This is a genomic window from Amycolatopsis sp. NPDC041971, assembly GCF_055588925.1.
Genome location: NZ_JBVJCE010000001.1, coordinates 19,669 through 36,432, shown reverse-complemented (window position 1 = coordinate 36,432; position 16,764 = coordinate 19,669). Strand labels below are relative to the sequence as shown.

The window sequence follows — 16,764 nt, the reverse complement described above, 5'->3', positions numbered from 1 at the left end:
TGGCGTAGGGAAGCGGCGGGTTCGTACGCTGTGCGCCATGACTGAAATCCCCGCATCCGAGGGCGTGAGCCCCGACGAAGACCTGCCGGAACAGATGCGGGTGCGCCGGGACAAGCGCGACCGGATAATCGCGGAGGGTATCGATCCGTATCCGGTCGAGGTGCCACGGACGCACTCGCTGGCCGAAGTGCGCGAGAAGCATTCCGGTCTTCCCGTCGACACCGCCACCGGCGAGATCGTCGGCGTCACCGGCCGGGTCATGTTCATGCGCAATACCGGCAAACTGTGTTTCGCGAGTCTCCGTGAAGGCGACGGCACCGAGTTGCAGGCGATGATCAGCCTCGCGAAGGTGGGCGCGGACGCGCTCGCGGCGTGGAAGTCCGATGTCGATCTCGGTGATCACGTATTCGTCTCCGGTGAGGTCATCACCTCCAAGCGCGGCGAGCTTTCCGTGATGGCCGACTCATGGCGGATCACGTCGAAAGCATTGCGCCCGTTGCCGGTTGCCCACAAAGAGCTGGCCGAGGAAACGCGGATCCGGCAGCGTTATGTCGATCTGATCGTGCGTCCCAAGGCGCGGGACGTGGTCCGTACCCGTGCCGGTGTGCTGCGTTCCCTGCGTGACTCGTTTCACGGCCGGGGATTCCTCGAGGTCGAGACCCCGATGCTGCAAACGCTGCACGGCGGCGCGGCGGCCCGGCCATTCGTCACACATTCGAATGCCTTCGACCTCGACCTCTACTTGAGGATCGCGCCGGAGCTGTACCTCAAGCGTTGCGTGGTCGGCGGTATCGAGAAGGTCTTCGAGATCAACCGGAACTTCCGGAACGAGGGCAGCGACTCGTCCCACTCGCCGGAGTTCGCGATGCTCGAGTACTACGAAGCGTATGCGACCTATGACTCCAATGCGGTGATGACGCGCCGGCTCATCCAGGAGGCGGCGCAGAACGTTCTCGGCACTCAGGTGGTCACTCTCGCCGACGGTTCGGAGTACGACCTGTCCGGCGAGTGGACCACGCTCGGAATGTACGAGTCGTTGTCCGAGGCGTTGTCGGAAGAGGTCACCCCCGAGACATCGGCGGACAAGCTGCGTTCCTATGCCGAAGCGCGGGAGCTGGAGCTCGACCCGAAGTTAGGCCATGGCAAACTCCTCGAAGAACTTTGGGAACAGCTCGTCGGAGATCATCTCCACGAACCCACTTTCGTCCGTGATTTTCCGGTCGAGACATCCCCGCTGACCAGGCAACATCGCAGCAAGCCGGGGGTGGCCGAGAAGTGGGATCTGTACGTGCGCGGATTCGAACTGGCCACCGGATACTCCGAGCTCGTCGATCCCGTGGTGGAGCGTCAGCGTCTGGTGGAACAGGCTCGGCTGGGTGCCAAGGGTGATAGTGAGGCCATGAACCTGGATGAGGATTTCCTCCGTGCGCTGGAGTACGGAATGCCGCCGAGCGGTGGTGTCGGAATGGGGATCGACCGGTTGCTGATGGCGCTGACCGGCCTTGGTATCCGGGAGACCATCCTCTTCCCGCTCGTCCGACCCGAATAACCCGTCCGCGTGACAGATACCTCGATCGTTCTCGTAAACAAGATTTGCGTTATGTCTCGGTAGCGGGTATTAATGTCGCTAGACAAAGTCTTCTGTCCGGGGCATGCCCCGTACCAGATCATTCGTGTAAGCCCCCAGCAGGAGGAAACAGATGGCACAGAAGGTGCTCGTCTCTCTCGTCGACGACCTCGACGGCACTGAGGCGGAAGAGACCGTCGAGTTCGGTTTGGACGGTGTGAGCTACCAGATCGACCTTTCCGCGGAAAACGCGGAAGAGCTTCGTGACGCGCTGGCCCAGTATGTGGAGCACGCCCGTCGCGCGGGTGGCCGTAAGCGCACCGCCATTCGTCCGGTCGCCGGTGTGAAGGCCGCCGCCCGTCCCGCGACCGTGGACCGCGAGCAGAACCAGGCCATTCGCGCCTGGGCCCGCAAGAACGGCTTCCAGGTTTCCGACCGTGGACGTATCCCGTCCGAGGTCGTGGAGGCCTACCACAAGAAGAACTGAGGTCTTTCAGACTCAAGGGCCGCCGGGAAACTTTTCCCGGCGGCTTTCTTGTTCTTGTACACGGTTCAAGCGGGCGTACTCGGTGGGCGCCCATCCGGTCACGGAGCGGAAATCCCGGATGAAGTGCGCTTGGTCGCTATAGCCCAGCTCTGTCGCCAGTTCCGCGTAGTCCGGCCGTTCCTCGGCGGCGATCCGTGCCGCCGCCTCGTTCAATCGGTATACCTGAATCGCCCATTTGGGGGCGGCGCCGACATGTTCGGCGAACAGGCGTTGCAGGCTTCGCTGAGACAAGCCCGTTCGACTTGACAGCTCGCCGACTCTGGTAATGACCGGATCGGCCGCGATTGTTTCGACCGCTTCGATGGCCGTCCTGGCCGCGGCGGTGAGCACGGGATCTTTCGCGAGGAGCAGTTCCTCGCACCGGCGGACCATTTCGAAGTCGTTCGTCGCATTCCGTACCGATTCCGTCACCGGTCCGGCGCCGGGGAAGAGATCGGTGAGCGGAACGGAACCGCCGGAGATCATCGTGACCGGGCCGGCGAGGAATGCCCGGAAAGCCCCCGGCCGGAATCGCACGCCGATACCGTGGTCCCGGCCGGCGACGGTGTGGCGGAAAGGTCGTTTTCCCGGCCCGAACGCCCCGGCCGCGGCATGGAAGAACGTGACGTTCACCGCGAGATTGGGCAGTACCACCTGTTCCTGGGGTGGACGGCCGCTCAGGTCCCAGCGCAGCACCCAGTGGTGGTCGACGAACGGGCGCAGTCCCGGCGCGGGCGGATACCGGACGAGCCTGAACTTCGCCTGCCGCGCGTTGACGATCCCCGCCGGGATCCGGTGCCCGCTCACCCCCTCAACCTAACCTTGTCGCGTTTCTTCAAGACAGCGCGCCGGTTCCCGTGAACTCATGCCCCCATGTCCGAACACGCTGCCCTGATCGCCCCCGCCGCCGCGGAATTCACCGGAATCCTGCGCGGGATCGGCGAGTCCGACTTCGCCGCCCGCACCCCGTGTGCCGAATACGACGTCCGCGCGTTGCTGAACCACCTTCTCTACTGGGGTCCCTGGCTCGAAGCGGCCGGGCGCAAGGCGCCGTCGCCCGAGGTGTCCTCCGGTGAGGCGGAGGCGGGGCTCGTCGGCGACGGATGGCTCGATGACATCGAGAAGCAGACGGCGCGGCTCGTGGACGTCTTCGGGGCGCCCGAGGCTTGGCAGGGGCAGACCACCTTCGGCGGCAACCCGCTGCCCGCGTCGATGGCGGGGTACATGGTGCTGGACGAGTTCGTCTTCCACGCCTGGGACCTGGCCAGGGCGACCGGCGCGGAGCTCACCGTTCTCCCCGACGTCGCCGACGCCGTGTACGCCATCGCGCTGGAGATCGGCGATCAGGCCCGGGCGATGAAGGTTTACGGCGACGAAGTGACCGTCGCGGAGGACGCGACGACGTTCGAACGGGCTTTGGGCGCGACGGGACGGAATCCCGCCTGGACCCTTTAACGGATTCGCGGACAGCCGCCGCATTCCGATTCCGCGGGCAGCAGATAGGAGAAACAGCAGCTTTCGCGGTTTCTCGTCCACTCGCGGCGGCCGTCGGCTCCCGATGCCAGCGTCAGCTTCGACGCCGACGTGAGTGGCGGGAACCTCGATTCGAGGACCAGCGCCGCGTCCGCGACCCCGGCGCCCTCGGCCTCCGGGGTCCCGCCCAGCCGTCCCGCCGACCACAGCGCGTTGTCGAGCGCGTCCGTGGCGGCCGCCCACAGTTGCCGCCGCCCCAGCCTCGTCAGCGGCCCGTAGACGTCGATGAACCGGCTCGCGTGCGCGACGAACCGGCCCCGCAGGACGGCCGCCAGCGCCCGCTCGTCCGGGACGACGACGGCCTCCGCGTGCGCAGACCCCGGGTCCGTGGGCAGGCAGTGGAATCCTCGGAATCCTCGGAATCCTCGGTCGAGGACCGCGATCGAATCCGGGTGGGGCCGGTCGGCGCCGATCCGGAACGCCAGCGCGGACGGCGCCAGCGAGGGGACGCGGCGTTCGTGGTGCAGCAGCATCGCGCCGGCGAAGGCCGGGACGTGCAGGTACCAGGACAGGATCCAGCTCGCCGGGATCCGCTCGGGGATCGCAGGGGCTTCCCAGTACGTCTCGGTCAGCCAGCCGGCGAGCCGCTCCCGCCACCGCACGAGCCGGGCCGGTTCATCGAGCAGGTCGCCGCAGCGGACCCAATCCGGCTCGCCCGCCGGCACGTCTCCGCGGAGCCGGGCTTCCCCGGGCATCCTGGAGAGGGAGGCCTGGAGCCCGTCCGCGGGGGACGCGAGCGCGTAGTGTCGTGACACACCGGCCTCCCGTCGTTAGGTACGCCTTACCTTATATACTATCCGTCACTACTCCGGACGGGTGTCCATCCACTGGGCGGACTCGTGTTCGCGCTCAGCGGACAACGTCCGCCGGGCGGAATCCGGACGCGTGTTCGCACGTTGTGCTTGAGGTAAAGGTGCAGGGCAACCGGAAGATGAAAGAGCGCACGGCCGGAGAACGGCCGGGGCGCGAACGGGCCGCAATCAGCCGTAGTGGTACGCCAGCGCGACCGCGTGGCTACTAGAGTGGTCTCACGGTGCTGAATCCATCGCGGTGATGTCACGATGGAAACGGGCCGCCGTCGCAGCAGTCGAGGGAGTGCACATGTTTGAGAGGTTCACCGACCGCGCGAGGCGGGTGGTCGTCCTGGCCCAAGAAGAAGCCAGGATGCTCAACCACAACTACATCGGCACCGAGCACATCCTCCTGGGTCTGATCCACGAGGGTGAAGGTGTCGCCGCCAAGGCGCTGGAATCGCTGGGCATCGCGCTGGAGGGCGTCCGCCAGCAGGTCGAGGAGATCATCGGCCAGGGGCAGCAGGCCCCGAGCGGGCACATCCCCTTCACCCCGCGGGCCAAGAAGGTGCTTGAGCTGTCGCTGCGCGAAGCGCTGCAGCTCGGCCACAACTACATCGGCACCGAGCACATCCTGCTCGGGCTGATCCGCGAGGGCGAAGGCGTCGCCGCGCAGGTGCTCGTCAAGCTCGGCGCGGACCTCAACCGGGTGCGTCAGCAGGTCCTGCAGCTGCTGTCGGGCTACCAGGGTGGCAAGGAGTCGACCGAGACCGGCTCCGGACGCGGTGAAGGCACTCCGTCGTCGTCGCTGGTGCTCGACCAGTTCGGCCGCAACCTGACCGTCCAGGCCCGCGAAGGCAAGCTCGACCCGGTCATCGGCCGCGGCAAGGAGATCGAGCGGGTCATGCAGGTGCTGTCGCGGCGCACCAAGAACAACCCGGTCCTGATCGGTGAGCCCGGCGTCGGCAAGACCGCCGTCGTCGAGGGCCTCGCGCAGAACATCGTCAAGGGCGAGGTGCCCGAGACGCTGAAGGACAAGCAGCTCTACACCCTCGACCTCGGCTCCCTGGTCGCCGGTTCCCGGTACCGCGGTGACTTCGAAGAGCGCCTCAAGAAGGTGCTCAAGGAGATCAAGACCCGCGGCGACATCATCCTGTTCATCGACGAGCTGCACACGCTCGTCGGCGCGGGTGCCGCCGAGGGCGCGATCGACGCCGCCTCGATCCTGAAGCCGATGCTGGCCCGTGGTGAGCTGCAGACGATCGGCGCGACCACCCTCGAGGAGTACCGCAAGTACATCGAGAAGGACGCCGCGCTGGAGCGCCGCTTCCAGCCGATCCAGGTCGGCGAGCCGTCGCTCGAGCACACGATCGAGATCCTGAAGGGTCTCCGCGACCGGTACGAGGCACACCACCGCGTCTCGATCACCGACGGCGCGCTGGTGCAGGCGGCCACCCTCGCGGACCGCTACATCAACGACCGCTTCCTCCCGGACAAGGCGATCGACCTGATCGACGAGGCCGGTGCCCGGATGCGCATCCGCCGGATGACCGCGCCGCCGGACCTGCGCGAGTTCGACGAGAAGATCGCCGACGTGCGCAGGGACAAGGAGTCCGCGATAGACGCGCAGGACTTCGAGCGCGCCGCCCGCCTCCGTGACGAGGAGAAGACCCTCCTCGGCCAGAAGGGCGAGCGGGAGAAGCAGTGGAAGGACGGCGACCTCGACGTCGTCGCCGAGGTCGACGAGGAGCAGATCGCCGAGGTCCTCGCCAACTGGACCGGCATCCCGGTGTTCAAGCTCACCGAGGAGGAGACCACGCGTCTGCTCCGCATGGAGGACGAGCTGCACAAGCGGATCATCGGTCAGGAGGACGCGGTCAAGGCCGTCTCCCAGGCGATCCGCCGCACCCGCGCCGGTCTGAAGGACCCGAAGCGCCCGTCCGGCTCGTTCATCTTCGCCGGTCCGTCCGGTGTCGGTAAGACCGAGCTGTCCAAGGCGCTCGCGGCGTTCCTGTTCGGCGAGGACGACGCGCTCATCCAGATCGACATGGGTGAGTTCCACGACCGCTACACCGCTTCGCGGCTCTTCGGTGCCCCTCCGGGCTACGTCGGCTACGAAGAGGGTGGCCAGCTGACCGAGAAGGTGCGGCGCAAGCCGTTCTCGGTGGTGCTGTTCGACGAGATCGAGAAGGCCCACCAGGAGATCTACAACACGCTCCTGCAGGTCCTCGAAGACGGCCGTCTCACCGACGGCCAGGGTCGTACGGTCGACTTCAAGAACACCGTGCTCATCTTCACCTCGAACCTGGGTACCTCGGACATCTCCAAGTCCGTCTCGCTCGGGTTCTCGCAGGGGGGCGACACCGCCAACCGGTACGAGAAGATGAAGCAAAAGGTCAACGAGGAAATGAAGAAGCATTTCCGGCCTGAGTTCCTGAACCGGATCGACGACATCATCGTCTTCCACCAGCTGACCAAGGATCAGATCATTCAGATGGTCGATCTGATGGCCGCCCGGGTCGAGAAGCAGCTCAAGGCCAAGGACATGGAGCTCGAGCTCACGCCCAAGGCCAAGGCGCTGCTCGCGAAGCGCGGCTTCGACCCGGTGCTGGGCGCGCGGCCGCTGCGCCGCACGATCCAGCGCGAGATCGAGGACCAGCTGTCGGAGAAGATCCTGTTCGGCGAGATCCAGGCGGGCCAGATCATCCTGGTCGACGTCGAAGGCTGGAACGACGAAGAGGGCGAGAAGGACGACAAGGCGCACTTCACCTTCCGTGGTGAAGCCCGGCCCTCGTCGGTCCCGGACGCCCCGCCGGTCAGCATCGGTGCCGGCTCGACCGAAGAGAACGGTGAAGCCGAGGGCGAGTAAGCCCCGGTCGGTTCCGGAAGTGCCCGTCGCGGGTTTGCCGCGGCGGGCACTTCCGCGTTTCGCACGCGAGTTCGCCGCTCAATCACGCGAGTTACGCGCTCAATCACGTGAGTTACGCGCTCAATCACGTGAGTTACGCGTTCAATCACGTGAGGTACGCGTTCAATCACGCGAGTTCGCCTTTCCGCACAGAGAGCCTGCGGGCGTGGATGGCGAACACGCGTGATTGAACGGCGAACTCGCGTGATCAGGGACGTAACTCGCGTGCTTGGAGGCGGAACTCGCGTGATCGGGGGGCGTGAGACGATGCCCTCGGGTCCGGGAGGGGGTCAGGTGGACGTTCTGGCGATCGATTTCGGTACCTCCAGCACGGTGGGGGTGCTTTCGATCCACGGCAGGGGGACGCAGGTCGTCGAAATCGACGGGTCGGTGACGATGTCGTCCGCGATCTACGTCGACAAGGACGACACCGTCTTCGTCGGCCGTGACGCCGAACGCCGGGCCCGGCTGGATCCGAGCCGGTTCGAGGCGAATCCGAAGCGGCGCATCGACGAGGGCGCTCTCCAGCTCGGTGACGTCACGCTGCCCATCGCCGACGCCTTCGCCGCGGTCCTGCGCCGGGTCGGCGAGGAGGCCGAGCTACTCCTCCAGCGACTGCCCGCGCAGGTGCGGATCTCCCATCCCGCGGGCTGGGGCCCGGATCGCGAGCAGATCCTGCGCGACGCCGCGCTCAAGGCCGGATTCGGTACGACGGTGCTCATTCCCGAGCCGGTCGCCGCCGCCGCGCATTACGCCTCCCTCAACCACGGTCAGCGGCCGCCCGGTCCGATCGCGGTGTACGACCTCGGGGCCGGCACCTTCGATTGCGCGGTCGTCGGCGTCAGCGCCCAGGGGTTCGCCGTGCTGGCCGAGGACGGACTGCGCGATCTCGGCAGTCTCGACATCGACCAGGCCCTGCTGGTGCACATCGGCCGCGAGGTGTCGCATTCCGAACCCGCGCGGTGGCAACGGATCCTGCGTCCGCAGTCGGTCAGCGACCGCCGGACGCGCCGGTCGTTGCTGCAGGATGTCCGTGACGCCAAGGAAAGCCTGTCCCGGCACCAGCAGACCGAGATCCCGATGCCGGAGCCGTTCGGCGACGTGCGGGTGACGCGGACCGAGCTCGAGGCGCTCGTCCGGCCGAGTTTTCTGCGCAGCGCCGAACTCCTGGCCGCCACGATCCGTCGTGCCGGGCTGTCCCCGGACCGGCTCGGCGGCGTCTACCTCGTCGGCGGGCCGAGCCGGATGCCGTTGCTGGCGAGTCTGCTGGCGAATCAACTCAGGATCGCGCCGACCACGCAGGATCAGCCGGAGACGGCGGTCGCGTTCGGGCTGCACCACGTACCCGCGGGTGGCGAGGATTCCCAGCTGACCGTGCCCGCCTTCGCGCCGGTCGCGCCGCCGGTGCGGCAACAACCCGTGGAGCGACAACAGCCGCGGCGCCCGCAGCCGCCGCGCTGGACGGCACCCACGCCCCCACCCCTGCCCCCGCCGGGCCGGAGCTGGCGGAAACCCACGACGTACGGCGTCATCGTGCTCGCCCTCGCGGCGATCGTGACGACGATCGTCCTGCTCAGCGGCGGCGGGGAAGAGCCGGTCGCCGGGCAGGCCCCGGCGAAACCGGTGAGCTGCGACCAGCCGGGGGCGAAGGACGCGAAGGGGTTCACGGACTGCCTTCGCCGGATCGCCGCGGTCGTCCCGCAGGGGGACGACTGCCGGGAAGCGCCGGACGCGGCCGCCACGGTGGGGGCGTCGTCGGCGGTCACCTGTGTGTTCTCCGGCGACAAGGCGTCGAACGCGATCAACTACTACCAGGGCGTCGCGATGACCGGTCTGGAGGACGGCGTCCGGCAGCGGATGACCAAGGGCAAGCCCGTGGAGGGCACCTGGGCGGCCGACGGACTCCGGGGGCGCTACTTGGCGGGCGCGGGCAAGCGAAGCGGCATCGTGCTCTTCGGGACCGAAGACGCGCCGTTGAGCGCGATGCTCGTCTCGACCCGCGCCGACGGCACCGCGCGGACGACCGCGGAGATGGTCGAGTTCTTCACCGCGCAGCTCAAGCCCTGATCAGTGCAGGGTGCCCGCGGGCGTCGCGAGGTCCTCGGTCACCGTAAGCGCGGTGTCCACGATGATCTCCAGCGCCTCCGCCGCGCGGTGCACGGCCAGGCTCGGCGCGGTCGTCCGCGCGGCCTGCTCCGGTGTGTAGGGCACGTGCACGAAACCGCCGCGCACGCCGGGAAAGTCGTTGTCCAGCATGTGCATCAGCCCGTAGAAGACCTGATTGCACACGTACGTCCCGGCGGTGTGCGAGACCGACGCGGGAAGTCCCGCGGTCTTGATCCCCGCGACACACGCTTTCACCGGCAGAGTGGTGAAGTACGCGTTGGGCGCGCCGGGGATCACCGGGACGTCGACGGGTTGCGAGCCCGCGTTGTCCGGGACGCGGGCGTCGATCAGGTTGATCGCGACGCGTTCCGGGGTGACGCCGGTGCGGCCGCCCGCCTGTCCGACGCAGATCACCAGTTCCGGCCGGTACTCGTCGATCGCGTCGCGCAAGGTGACCAGCGAACGCGAGAACACGCACGGCAGTTCGACGGCCACGGCGTCGTGCCGCCGGCCGGTGAGCAGGGAAACCGCCTGCCACGACGGGTTCACCCGCTCACCGCCGAACGGTTCGAAACCGGTGAGGAGCACTGACGTCATGCCCTCACCCTAACGTGTGATGGGCCTCAGGCGGCCGGCTTGAGATCCCCGGGGTAGAGGAACTCGGGCGCCGGTTCGGTGTTGCCGTAGAACCACGCGTCGAAGAAGCCCTGGAGGTCCTTGTGCGCGACGCGTTCGGCGAACTTCTGGAACTCCGGCAGGCTCGCGTTGCCGTCGCGATGGATGGCGGGCCACGTCCTCAGGATGCGGTCGAAGGAAGCCGCCCCGATGTAGTTCTTCAGCGCGTGCAGCGCTACCGGGCCCTTCGAGTAGACGTACGTGAACTCGTTGCCGGGCCCCATGTCGTAAAGCTTCCCGGCCCAGAACCGGTCCGTCGCCTTCTGCACGGCGCTCAGGTAGCGCGCCTTGAGGTCCTGTCCCGATTTCGCCTCGGACCAAAGCCATTCCGCGTACGAGGCGAAGCATTCGTTGAGGCAGACGTCCTTCCACTTGTCGACGGCGACCGAGTCGCCCCACCACTGATGGGCGTTCTCGTGCACGATCGTCGGGACGTTGCCGGCCGCGCCCGAGTAGATCGGCCTGCTCAGCGTCTCCAGCGAGAACCCGATCGGCTCGGCGAGGAAGATGCCGCCCGCCGCGTCCACCGGATACCGCCCGAATTTCGACGCCAGGAAGTCGATGATCTCCGGCAGCCGCGCCTCTGCCTCTTTCGTCGCCGCGGGGGTGCCGGGGGCGTAGGCGTTGATGACCGGGGTGCCGTCGGACAGCTTCGTCCGCTCGAACTCCCATTTGTCGATCGCGACCGTCGTCATGTACGGCACGGCCGGGGTCTCTTCGGCCCAGACGTACGTGGTGTTCTTCCCCGAAGTGAACTGCCCGCGCTCGCGGCCGTTCGAGATGACGCCCCATTCCGAGGGAACGGTGACCGCGAGGTGGAAGGTCGCCTTGTCCCGCGGGGTGTCGTTGACCGGGTACCAGGTGGTCGCGGACTTCGGCTCGCCCGCGACGAACGCGCCGCCGGATTTCGCGTACTGCCAGCCGTTCTCGCCCAGCGACGGATCCTCGATCGGCTGCGGCACACCGTGATAGGCGATCTCGGCGGCGAACCGCTCGTGATTCCGCAGCGGACGCGCCGGGGTGATCACGAGTTCGTGATCACCCGTGCGAGTGAATGCTGCCTTCCGCCCGTCGACCTTGACCGAGTCGACGCTCAGCCCGCGCAGGTCGAGGTTGAACGAGCTCAGCGCCTGGGTGGTCCGGCCGGTGATCGTCTGGTGGCCGGTGAGCTGCTTGGTGGCGGGCTCGTAGCCGATTTTCAGGTTGTAGTCGCCGACGTCGTAGCCGCCGTTGCCGTCCTGCGGGTAGTAGCTGTCGCCCGCGCCGTCGGCGCCGGGTTTCCCGGTGCCGGCGAGGGCGGTCCCGCCGCCGAGGACACTCGCGGCCAGAACGGCGGCGATGACGGCCGCACTCCGGTACCTCATGCACACTCCCAGTCGATCGGCTGTCATTCGGTCACGAAAGTAGCGCCGTGACCTCGGCCGTCCGCCCGGAAAGATCCTTCGTGCCCGGATAATCCCCACTTCCGTAGCCTGATCGGAGTCCGGAGTTCGACAGCGTGCTCTGATAAACACAGCCTGATCGGAGTCCGGAACCCCGACAGCGCGCCCTGAGCCGCACAGTCTGTGGGCTACCCGGTTGCGGCTTCTGGAAAGCTGGGGGCGTGCGTGTGACGCTGCTGGGCCCGGTCGGAGCGGAAGCCGGTGACGGCGCCCCGGTCGACATCGGCGGTGCCCGCCTCCGCATGCTCTTGGCCAGGCTCGCGCTGGACGCCGGCCGCGCGGTCCCGGCGACGGTCCTCGTCGACGGTCTCTGGGGCGCGGAGCCGCCCGCCGACGCGGCGAACGCGTTGCAGTCCCTGGTCTCGCGGTTGCGCAAGGTCCTGCGTGCCGATGGCGTCGCCCTCGACTCCGGCCCCGGTGGTTACCGGCTGGACATAGCCCGCGAAGACGTCGACGTGTTCCGTTTCGAACGGCTGGCCGCGGAGGGTCGCGCGGAGCTGGCGGCGGGCCGGGACGCCGGTGCGGCCGCGGTCCTCGCCGAAGCGCTCGGACTCTGGCGTGGTCAAGCGCTGTCCGACGTACTCGAAGCCCCTTTCGCGCAGGCACCGGCGACCCGGCTGGAGGACTTGCGGCTCGAGGCGGCCGAAGATCGCTTCGAGGCGGAGATACGGCTCGGTGGGCACGGCCGGGTGCTGGCGGATCTGAAGGAGGCGGCCGCGCGGAACCCGCTGCGCGAACGGCTCGCCGGGCTGTGGATCCGGGCGTTGTGCGCGGCGGACCGGCAGTCCGACGCCCTCGCCGTCTACGAGGGGGTCCGCGCGGCACTGGCCGATCAGCTCGGCGTCGACCCGTCGGCCGAACTCCGGGAGATCCATCTCGCCGCGTTGCGTGGTGAGCTCGGCCCGCCGCCCGCGGCCGCCGATCATCTCCCGGTCCGGTTGACCAGTTTCGTCGGCCGTGACGACGAGTTGAAGCTGGTCGCGGAACTCCTCGCGGGTGCGCGGCTGGTGACGCTCGTCGGGTCCGGCGGCGCCGGGAAGACGCGGCTGGCCACCGAGGTCGCGACGCGGCATCCCGCGCACGCGCGCGGCCGCGTCTGGTTCGTTCCGCTCGCCGGCGTTCGCGACCCCGGCGACCTGCCCGGCGCGGTCTTCGCCGCGCTGGAGCTGTGGGATCTCGGCCTTGCGCACGGCGACCCGATGCGGCGCCCGGCGGACGCGCTGGCCAGGGTCGTGGAGACGCTCGGCGCCGGCGAATCGGTGCTGGTGCTGGACAACTGCGAGCATCTGGTCGACGCGGCCGCGGAGCTGGCGAACACCTTGCTGCGACGTGTGCCGACGCTGCGCGTCCTCGCGACGAGCCGCGAGGCGCTGGCCATCGACGGCGAGACGCTGTGCCCGCTCGGCCCGCTGTCCGTCCCGGAGGGGACGCCGACGGTCCCGCAGGCGGCAGAGGCGGGCGCGATCCGGCTGTTCGTCGACAGGGCGGTGGCCGTGCGCCCGGACTTCGTCCTCGACGAGTCCACTGTGGACGGCGTCGCGCAGATCTGCCGACGGCTCGACGGGATGCCGCTGGCATTGGAACTGGCCGCCGCGCGACTGCGGTCGATGACCGTCGCGCAGATCTCGCAGCGCCTCGACGACCGGTTCCGCCTGCTGACCTCGGGCAGCCGGACGGCGTTGCCGAGGCAGCGCACGCTGCGTGCCGTCGTCGAGTGGAGCTGGGATCTGCTCGACGACGCCGAACGCGTGCTGGCCAGGCGGCTTTCGGTCTTCGGGGCCGGTGCCGAGGTCGAAGCGGTCGAAGGCGTCTGCGCCGGGGACGACCTGCCGGTCGGGGACATCCTGTACGTCCTCGGTTCGCTCGTCGAGAAGTCCATTGTGGACGCGATGACCGGCGATCACGGTGAGCCGCGGTACCGCATGCTGGAGACCGTCCGGGCGTACGCGGCGGAACGGCTCGACGAGGCCGAAGAGCGAGAACAGCTCACGAAGACGTATCACCATTACTACGCCCAGCTCACCGAGCGGCTGGAGCCGATGCTGCGGACGGCGGATCAGCTCGTCGCCATCTCGCGCTACGACGCGGAGCACGGCAACATCGTGACGGCGCTTCGCCAGGCCATCGACGCGGGTGACGCGGAAACGGCGACGCTCCTGTTCGGGAACACCTTCTGGTATTGGCTGGTCAAAGGCGACAGCGACCGGGTCGAGTCCTTCGTCGCCGAAGTGCTCGCTTTCGGTGACCGGCTGGAGGAGGACTTCGCGGCCGCGTTCCGGGCGATGCGGGAGATCACCGCGATGGTGCCGGGAGTCGGCGACCGCGAAGCCGTGCGGGTGCTCATCGACGACTGCGTGCGGACAAACGCGCACACCCGGTTCGCCGGTCTGGCCATCGGCCTGCCGATGCTGGCCTTCTTCAGCCAGCACAAGGAACTCGCGCATCGCGAGGTCGAGCGGGCGTTGGCGAGCCCGGACCCGTGGGCCAGGTCGGCGGGGTCGTGGGCGCAGAGTTTCATCCTCGCCGACGACGGTGACCCTGAGGGCGCCGACAGGGCCAGAGACAGGGCCTACGAAGGGTTTTCGGCTCTCGGCGACCGCTGGGGCACCGCGATGGCGGTGGGGATGAAGGCGAGCGACATCTCGATGTCGGGCGATCACGAGACCGCGCTCGCGCTGTACCGGCGTGGGCTCGCCCTCGCGCTCGAACTGGGTTCGCAGGACGACGTGATCCAGCAGCGCTGGCGGCTCGCGACGGAGTACGCGCGGGCGGGTGACCTCGAGACGGCGATGCGCGAGATGCGTGACGCGGAGCGCTACGCGGTCGACACGGGCAACGACCAGCTCGCGGTGATGGTGCTGGTGGGGAAGGCCGATCTGCTCAGCCGCGCCGGACGCGTCGACGAGGCGCGCGCGGTCGGCGCCCGGTTCCGGGAGCTGATGGCGACGGTGCCGATGCCGGGCATGTTCGGTGACGAGTACGGCGGGTACATCGACACGGAAGTCGCTCTGGCCGCCGGAGAGCTGGAGGAGGCCGAGCGCGGTGCCGCGATCGTCGTGAAATCCACCGCGGAACGCGGCGACATGCCGGACCTCTCGCGGATCGTCGAGGTCTTCGGCCTGATCCGGTTTCGGCAGAGGCGTCCCGAAACCGCTGTCCGGCTGCTCGGCGCGGCGAAGCTCCTCCGCGGCAGGCAGGACCTCGGGGAACCCGGGATCCGGCAGCTGATCGAAGACCTCAAGGAGCACTTCGGCGAGGAGCGCTACGAAGAACTCCTCGTGCAGGACGCCGGTCTGTCGCGTCCGGACCTGGTGGCCTGGATCAGCCGGGAAGTGAGCGCGTGAAGAAGGGCTCCTCGCCTCGGCAGAGGCAAGGAGCCCTTCACGCGCGTTCCCCCTGACCCCCGTCAGACGCGCTTCCGGTAAGCCCACGTGGCGAGCGGGAAGAAGACCGCGATCGCGGCCGCCATCCAGATCAGCGCCCCGGTCAGCGGGCCGGCGACCGGACCGCCGTTCATCAGCCCGCGCAGCACGTCGGACATCTGCGTCACCGGGCTGATGTCGGCCCACGCCTTCAGCCAGCCGGGCATGGTGCTCGTCCCCACGAACACGTTGCTGCCGAAGGTCAGCGGCATCAGCACCACGAACATCAGGCCCTGCACCGCACCGGGGCTCTTCACCAGCATCCCGACGAACACCGAAGCCCAGCAGAACGCCAGCGCGAACGCGATGACGAGCACGATCGCCAGCGCGAACCCGGCCGGTCCGGTCTGGATCCGGTAGCCCATGATCGTCGCGACGACCATCAGCACGGCGATGCACACCAGATACCGCACGATATCGGCCAGTACGGCGCCGATCAGCGGCGCGGACCGGGCGATCGGCATCGCGCGGAACCGGTCGAACACGCCCTTGGTGACGTCGGTGTTCAGCTGGACGCCGACGGTCATGCTGGCCTGCAGGATGTTGAACACCATGATGCCGGGCACGATGTTCTGGAGGTAGCTCTCCGTACTGCCCATGATCGCGCCACCGAACAGGTAGACGAACATGACCAGGAAGATGATCGGCGCGATGGTGACGTCGGCCAGCTGTTCCGGGTTCTTGCGGATCTTCAGGATACCGCGCCAGGCAAGGGAAAGCCCGTGCCGCACGCTGCTGGACGGTGAAACGTGCCGTGGTGGTGCGGGCATCGCGATGGTCGTCATACCAGGCTCCCTTCCGGAGTCGTATCCTTTGTGGACTTATCCGTCTTCTTGCCGGTCAGCGCGAGGAACACCTCGTCGAGGCTGGGCAGCCGCAGCGCCAGCTCGTCCGCGGTGATCCCGGCTTCGTCCAGCTTGCGGACCAAGGTGGACAGCAGGACGGGGTCGGCGACGGGCGCGGTGAGCAGCCCGGTGTCGTCGTCCCGGTTCGGCCGGGCCCCGGTGAGCCCGGTCAGGATGCGCTCGACGGCGTCGAGATCGGCGAGCGCGCTGGGCCGGACCTGCAGTGTCTGGCCGCCGGTCCGCCGCTTGAGCTCGTCGGCCCGGCCGTTCGCCACGACCTGCCCGTGGTCGAACACGGTGATCGTGTCGGCCAGCTGGTCGGCCTCCTCCAGGTACTGCGTGGTGAGCAGCACCGTCGTACCGTCCGCGACCAGCGTCCGGACCACCGCCCAGACCTCGTTGCGGGCGTGCGGGTCGAGTCCGGTGGTCGGCTCGTCCAGGTACAGCACCTTGGGGCGGCCGACCAGGCTCGCGGCGAGGTCGAGCCGCCGCCGCATCCCGCCCGAGTAGGTCTTGATCGCCCGCCCGGCGGCGCCGGTCAGCTCGAACCGCTCCAGCAGCTCGGCCGCGCGCCTCTTCGCGTCCGCCCGCGAGAACTCCAGCAGCCTGCCGATCAGGACGAGGTTCTCCGTACCGGAAAGGTCCTCGTCGACCGACGCGTACTGCCCGGTCAGCCCGATCATGCTCCGGACGGCCATCGGATTCTTGACGACGTCGTATCCGAACACGCTCGCGTGGCCGCGGTCCGGTCGGATCAAGGTGGCCAGGATCCGGACGGCGGTCGTCTTCCCCGCGCCATTCGGCCCCAGCACCCCGACCACCTTGCCCGCCGGGACCTCCAGATCGACCCCGTCGAGCGCCTTCGTTTCCCCATAGTGTTTGACCAGGCCCTCGGCCCTGATCGCGTGAGTCATCGTTTCCTCCTGTGGATCTCGCCCCGTGGACAAAG

Annotated in this window: 12 protein-coding genes; 6 read left to right on the top strand and 6 right to left on the bottom strand. The window is 68.2% G+C overall.

Annotated features, from left to right (window positions below):
* Positions 1–37 precede the first annotated feature (37 nt).
* Together lysS and ACZ6DT_RS00160 are read left to right on the top strand one after the other, a co-directional pair.
* Entirely contained in the window at positions 38–1,549 is a 1,512-nt protein-coding gene (gene lysS, locus ACZ6DT_RS00165; RefSeq protein ID WP_465586407.1) for a lysine--tRNA ligase, read from the top strand.
* A gap of 151 nt (positions 1,550–1,700) precedes the next feature.
* Positions 1,701–2,054, top strand: a complete 354-nt coding sequence (locus ACZ6DT_RS00160; RefSeq protein WP_005165380.1) for a histone-like nucleoid-structuring protein Lsr2 — start codon at positions 1,701–1,703, stop codon at positions 2,052–2,054.
* Positions 2,055–2,066: 12 nt separating this feature from the next.
* Here ACZ6DT_RS00160 and ACZ6DT_RS00155 read toward each other — a convergent pair whose 3' ends face one another.
* Positions 2,067–2,900 carry an AraC family transcriptional regulator gene (locus ACZ6DT_RS00155; RefSeq protein WP_465586404.1) on the bottom strand — a complete coding sequence of 278 codons (834 nt, stop codon included), beginning with the start codon at positions 2,898–2,900 and terminating at the stop codon, positions 2,067–2,069.
* A gap of 66 nt (positions 2,901–2,966) precedes the next feature.
* Between ACZ6DT_RS00155 and ACZ6DT_RS00150 the strand changes: the two genes are divergently transcribed.
* On the top strand, positions 2,967–3,548 hold the full coding sequence (locus ACZ6DT_RS00150) for a TIGR03086 family metal-binding protein (protein ID WP_465586401.1): 582 nt from the start codon (positions 2,967–2,969) through the stop codon (positions 3,546–3,548).
* On the opposite strand, the gene ACZ6DT_RS00145 is transcribed toward ACZ6DT_RS00150, so the two are convergent.
* Positions 3,545–4,321, bottom strand: coding sequence for a (2Fe-2S)-binding protein (locus ACZ6DT_RS00145; RefSeq protein WP_465588727.1), 777 nt, complete (start codon positions 4,319–4,321; stop codon positions 3,545–3,547). The genes ACZ6DT_RS00150 and ACZ6DT_RS00145 overlap by 4 nt on opposite strands.
* Positions 4,322–4,727: 406 nt before the next feature.
* Here ACZ6DT_RS00145 and ACZ6DT_RS00140 point away from each other — a divergent pair, with 406 nt between their 5' ends.
* Together ACZ6DT_RS00140 and ACZ6DT_RS00135 are read left to right on the top strand one after the other, a co-directional pair.
* On the top strand, positions 4,728–7,286 hold the full coding sequence (locus ACZ6DT_RS00140) for an ATP-dependent Clp protease ATP-binding subunit (RefSeq protein WP_465586398.1): 2,559 nt from the start codon (positions 4,728–4,730) through the stop codon (positions 7,284–7,286).
* Positions 7,287–7,619: 333 nt separating this feature from the next.
* Positions 7,620–9,392 carry an Hsp70 family protein gene (locus ACZ6DT_RS00135; RefSeq protein WP_465586395.1) on the top strand — a complete coding sequence of 591 codons (1,773 nt, stop codon included), beginning with the start codon at positions 7,620–7,622 and terminating at the stop codon, positions 9,390–9,392.
* On the opposite strand, the gene pcp is transcribed toward ACZ6DT_RS00135, so the two are convergent.
* The gene (gene pcp, locus ACZ6DT_RS00130; RefSeq protein WP_465586392.1) at positions 9,393–10,028 is read right to left on the bottom strand and encodes a pyroglutamyl-peptidase I; all 636 of its coding nucleotides are present in this window, start codon (positions 10,026–10,028) and stop codon (positions 9,393–9,395) included.
* Positions 10,029–10,054: 26 nt separating this feature from the next.
* Positions 10,055–11,470, bottom strand: coding sequence for a M1 family metallopeptidase (locus tag ACZ6DT_RS00125; RefSeq protein WP_465586389.1), 1,416 nt, complete (start codon positions 11,468–11,470; stop codon positions 10,055–10,057).
* A 239-nt stretch (positions 11,471–11,709) separates the two neighbouring features.
* Between ACZ6DT_RS00125 and ACZ6DT_RS00120 the strand changes: the two genes are divergently transcribed.
* Entirely contained in the window at positions 11,710–14,892 is a 3,183-nt protein-coding gene (locus ACZ6DT_RS00120; protein WP_465586386.1) for a BTAD domain-containing putative transcriptional regulator, read from the top strand.
* A gap of 62 nt (positions 14,893–14,954) precedes the next feature.
* On the opposite strand, the gene ACZ6DT_RS00115 is transcribed toward ACZ6DT_RS00120, so the two are convergent.
* A complete protein-coding gene (locus ACZ6DT_RS00115) occupies positions 14,955–15,755 on the bottom strand; it encodes an ABC transporter permease (protein WP_465586383.1) in 801 nt (266 codons plus the stop codon).
* On the bottom strand, positions 15,752–16,729 hold the full coding sequence (locus ACZ6DT_RS00110) for an ATP-binding cassette domain-containing protein (RefSeq protein ID WP_465586380.1): 978 nt from the start codon (positions 16,727–16,729) through the stop codon (positions 15,752–15,754). Before ACZ6DT_RS00110 ends, ACZ6DT_RS00115 begins: the two co-directional genes overlap by 4 nt.
* Between the last annotated feature and the right edge of the window lie 35 nt (positions 16,730–16,764).

Excerpts from the sequence above, each read along its gene's own strand:
- ACZ6DT_RS00160 (WP_005165380.1), top strand. The coding sequence starts at position 1,701 with ATGGCACAGAAGGTGCTCGTCTCTCTCGTCGACGACCTCGACGGCACT.
- ACZ6DT_RS00115 (WP_465586383.1), bottom strand. The coding sequence starts at position 15,755 with ATGACGACCATCGCGATGCCCGCACCACCACGGCACGTTTCACCGTCC.
- ACZ6DT_RS00145 (WP_465588727.1), bottom strand. The coding sequence starts at position 4,321 with ATGCCCGGGGAAGCCCGGCTCCGCGGAGACGTGCCGGCGGGCGAGCCG.
- ACZ6DT_RS00110 (WP_465586380.1), bottom strand. The coding sequence starts at position 16,729 with ATGACTCACGCGATCAGGGCCGAGGGCCTGGTCAAACACTATGGGGAA.
- ACZ6DT_RS00140 (WP_465586398.1), top strand. The coding sequence starts at position 4,728 with ATGTTTGAGAGGTTCACCGACCGCGCGAGGCGGGTGGTCGTCCTGGCC.
- lysS (WP_465586407.1), top strand. The coding sequence starts at position 38 with ATGACTGAAATCCCCGCATCCGAGGGCGTGAGCCCCGACGAAGACCTG.
- pcp (WP_465586392.1), bottom strand. The coding sequence starts at position 10,028 with ATGACGTCAGTGCTCCTCACCGGTTTCGAACCGTTCGGCGGTGAGCGG.
- ACZ6DT_RS00125 (WP_465586389.1), bottom strand. The coding sequence starts at position 11,470 with ATGAGGTACCGGAGTGCGGCCGTCATCGCCGCCGTTCTGGCCGCGAGT.
- ACZ6DT_RS00150 (WP_465586401.1), top strand. The coding sequence starts at position 2,967 with ATGTCCGAACACGCTGCCCTGATCGCCCCCGCCGCCGCGGAATTCACC.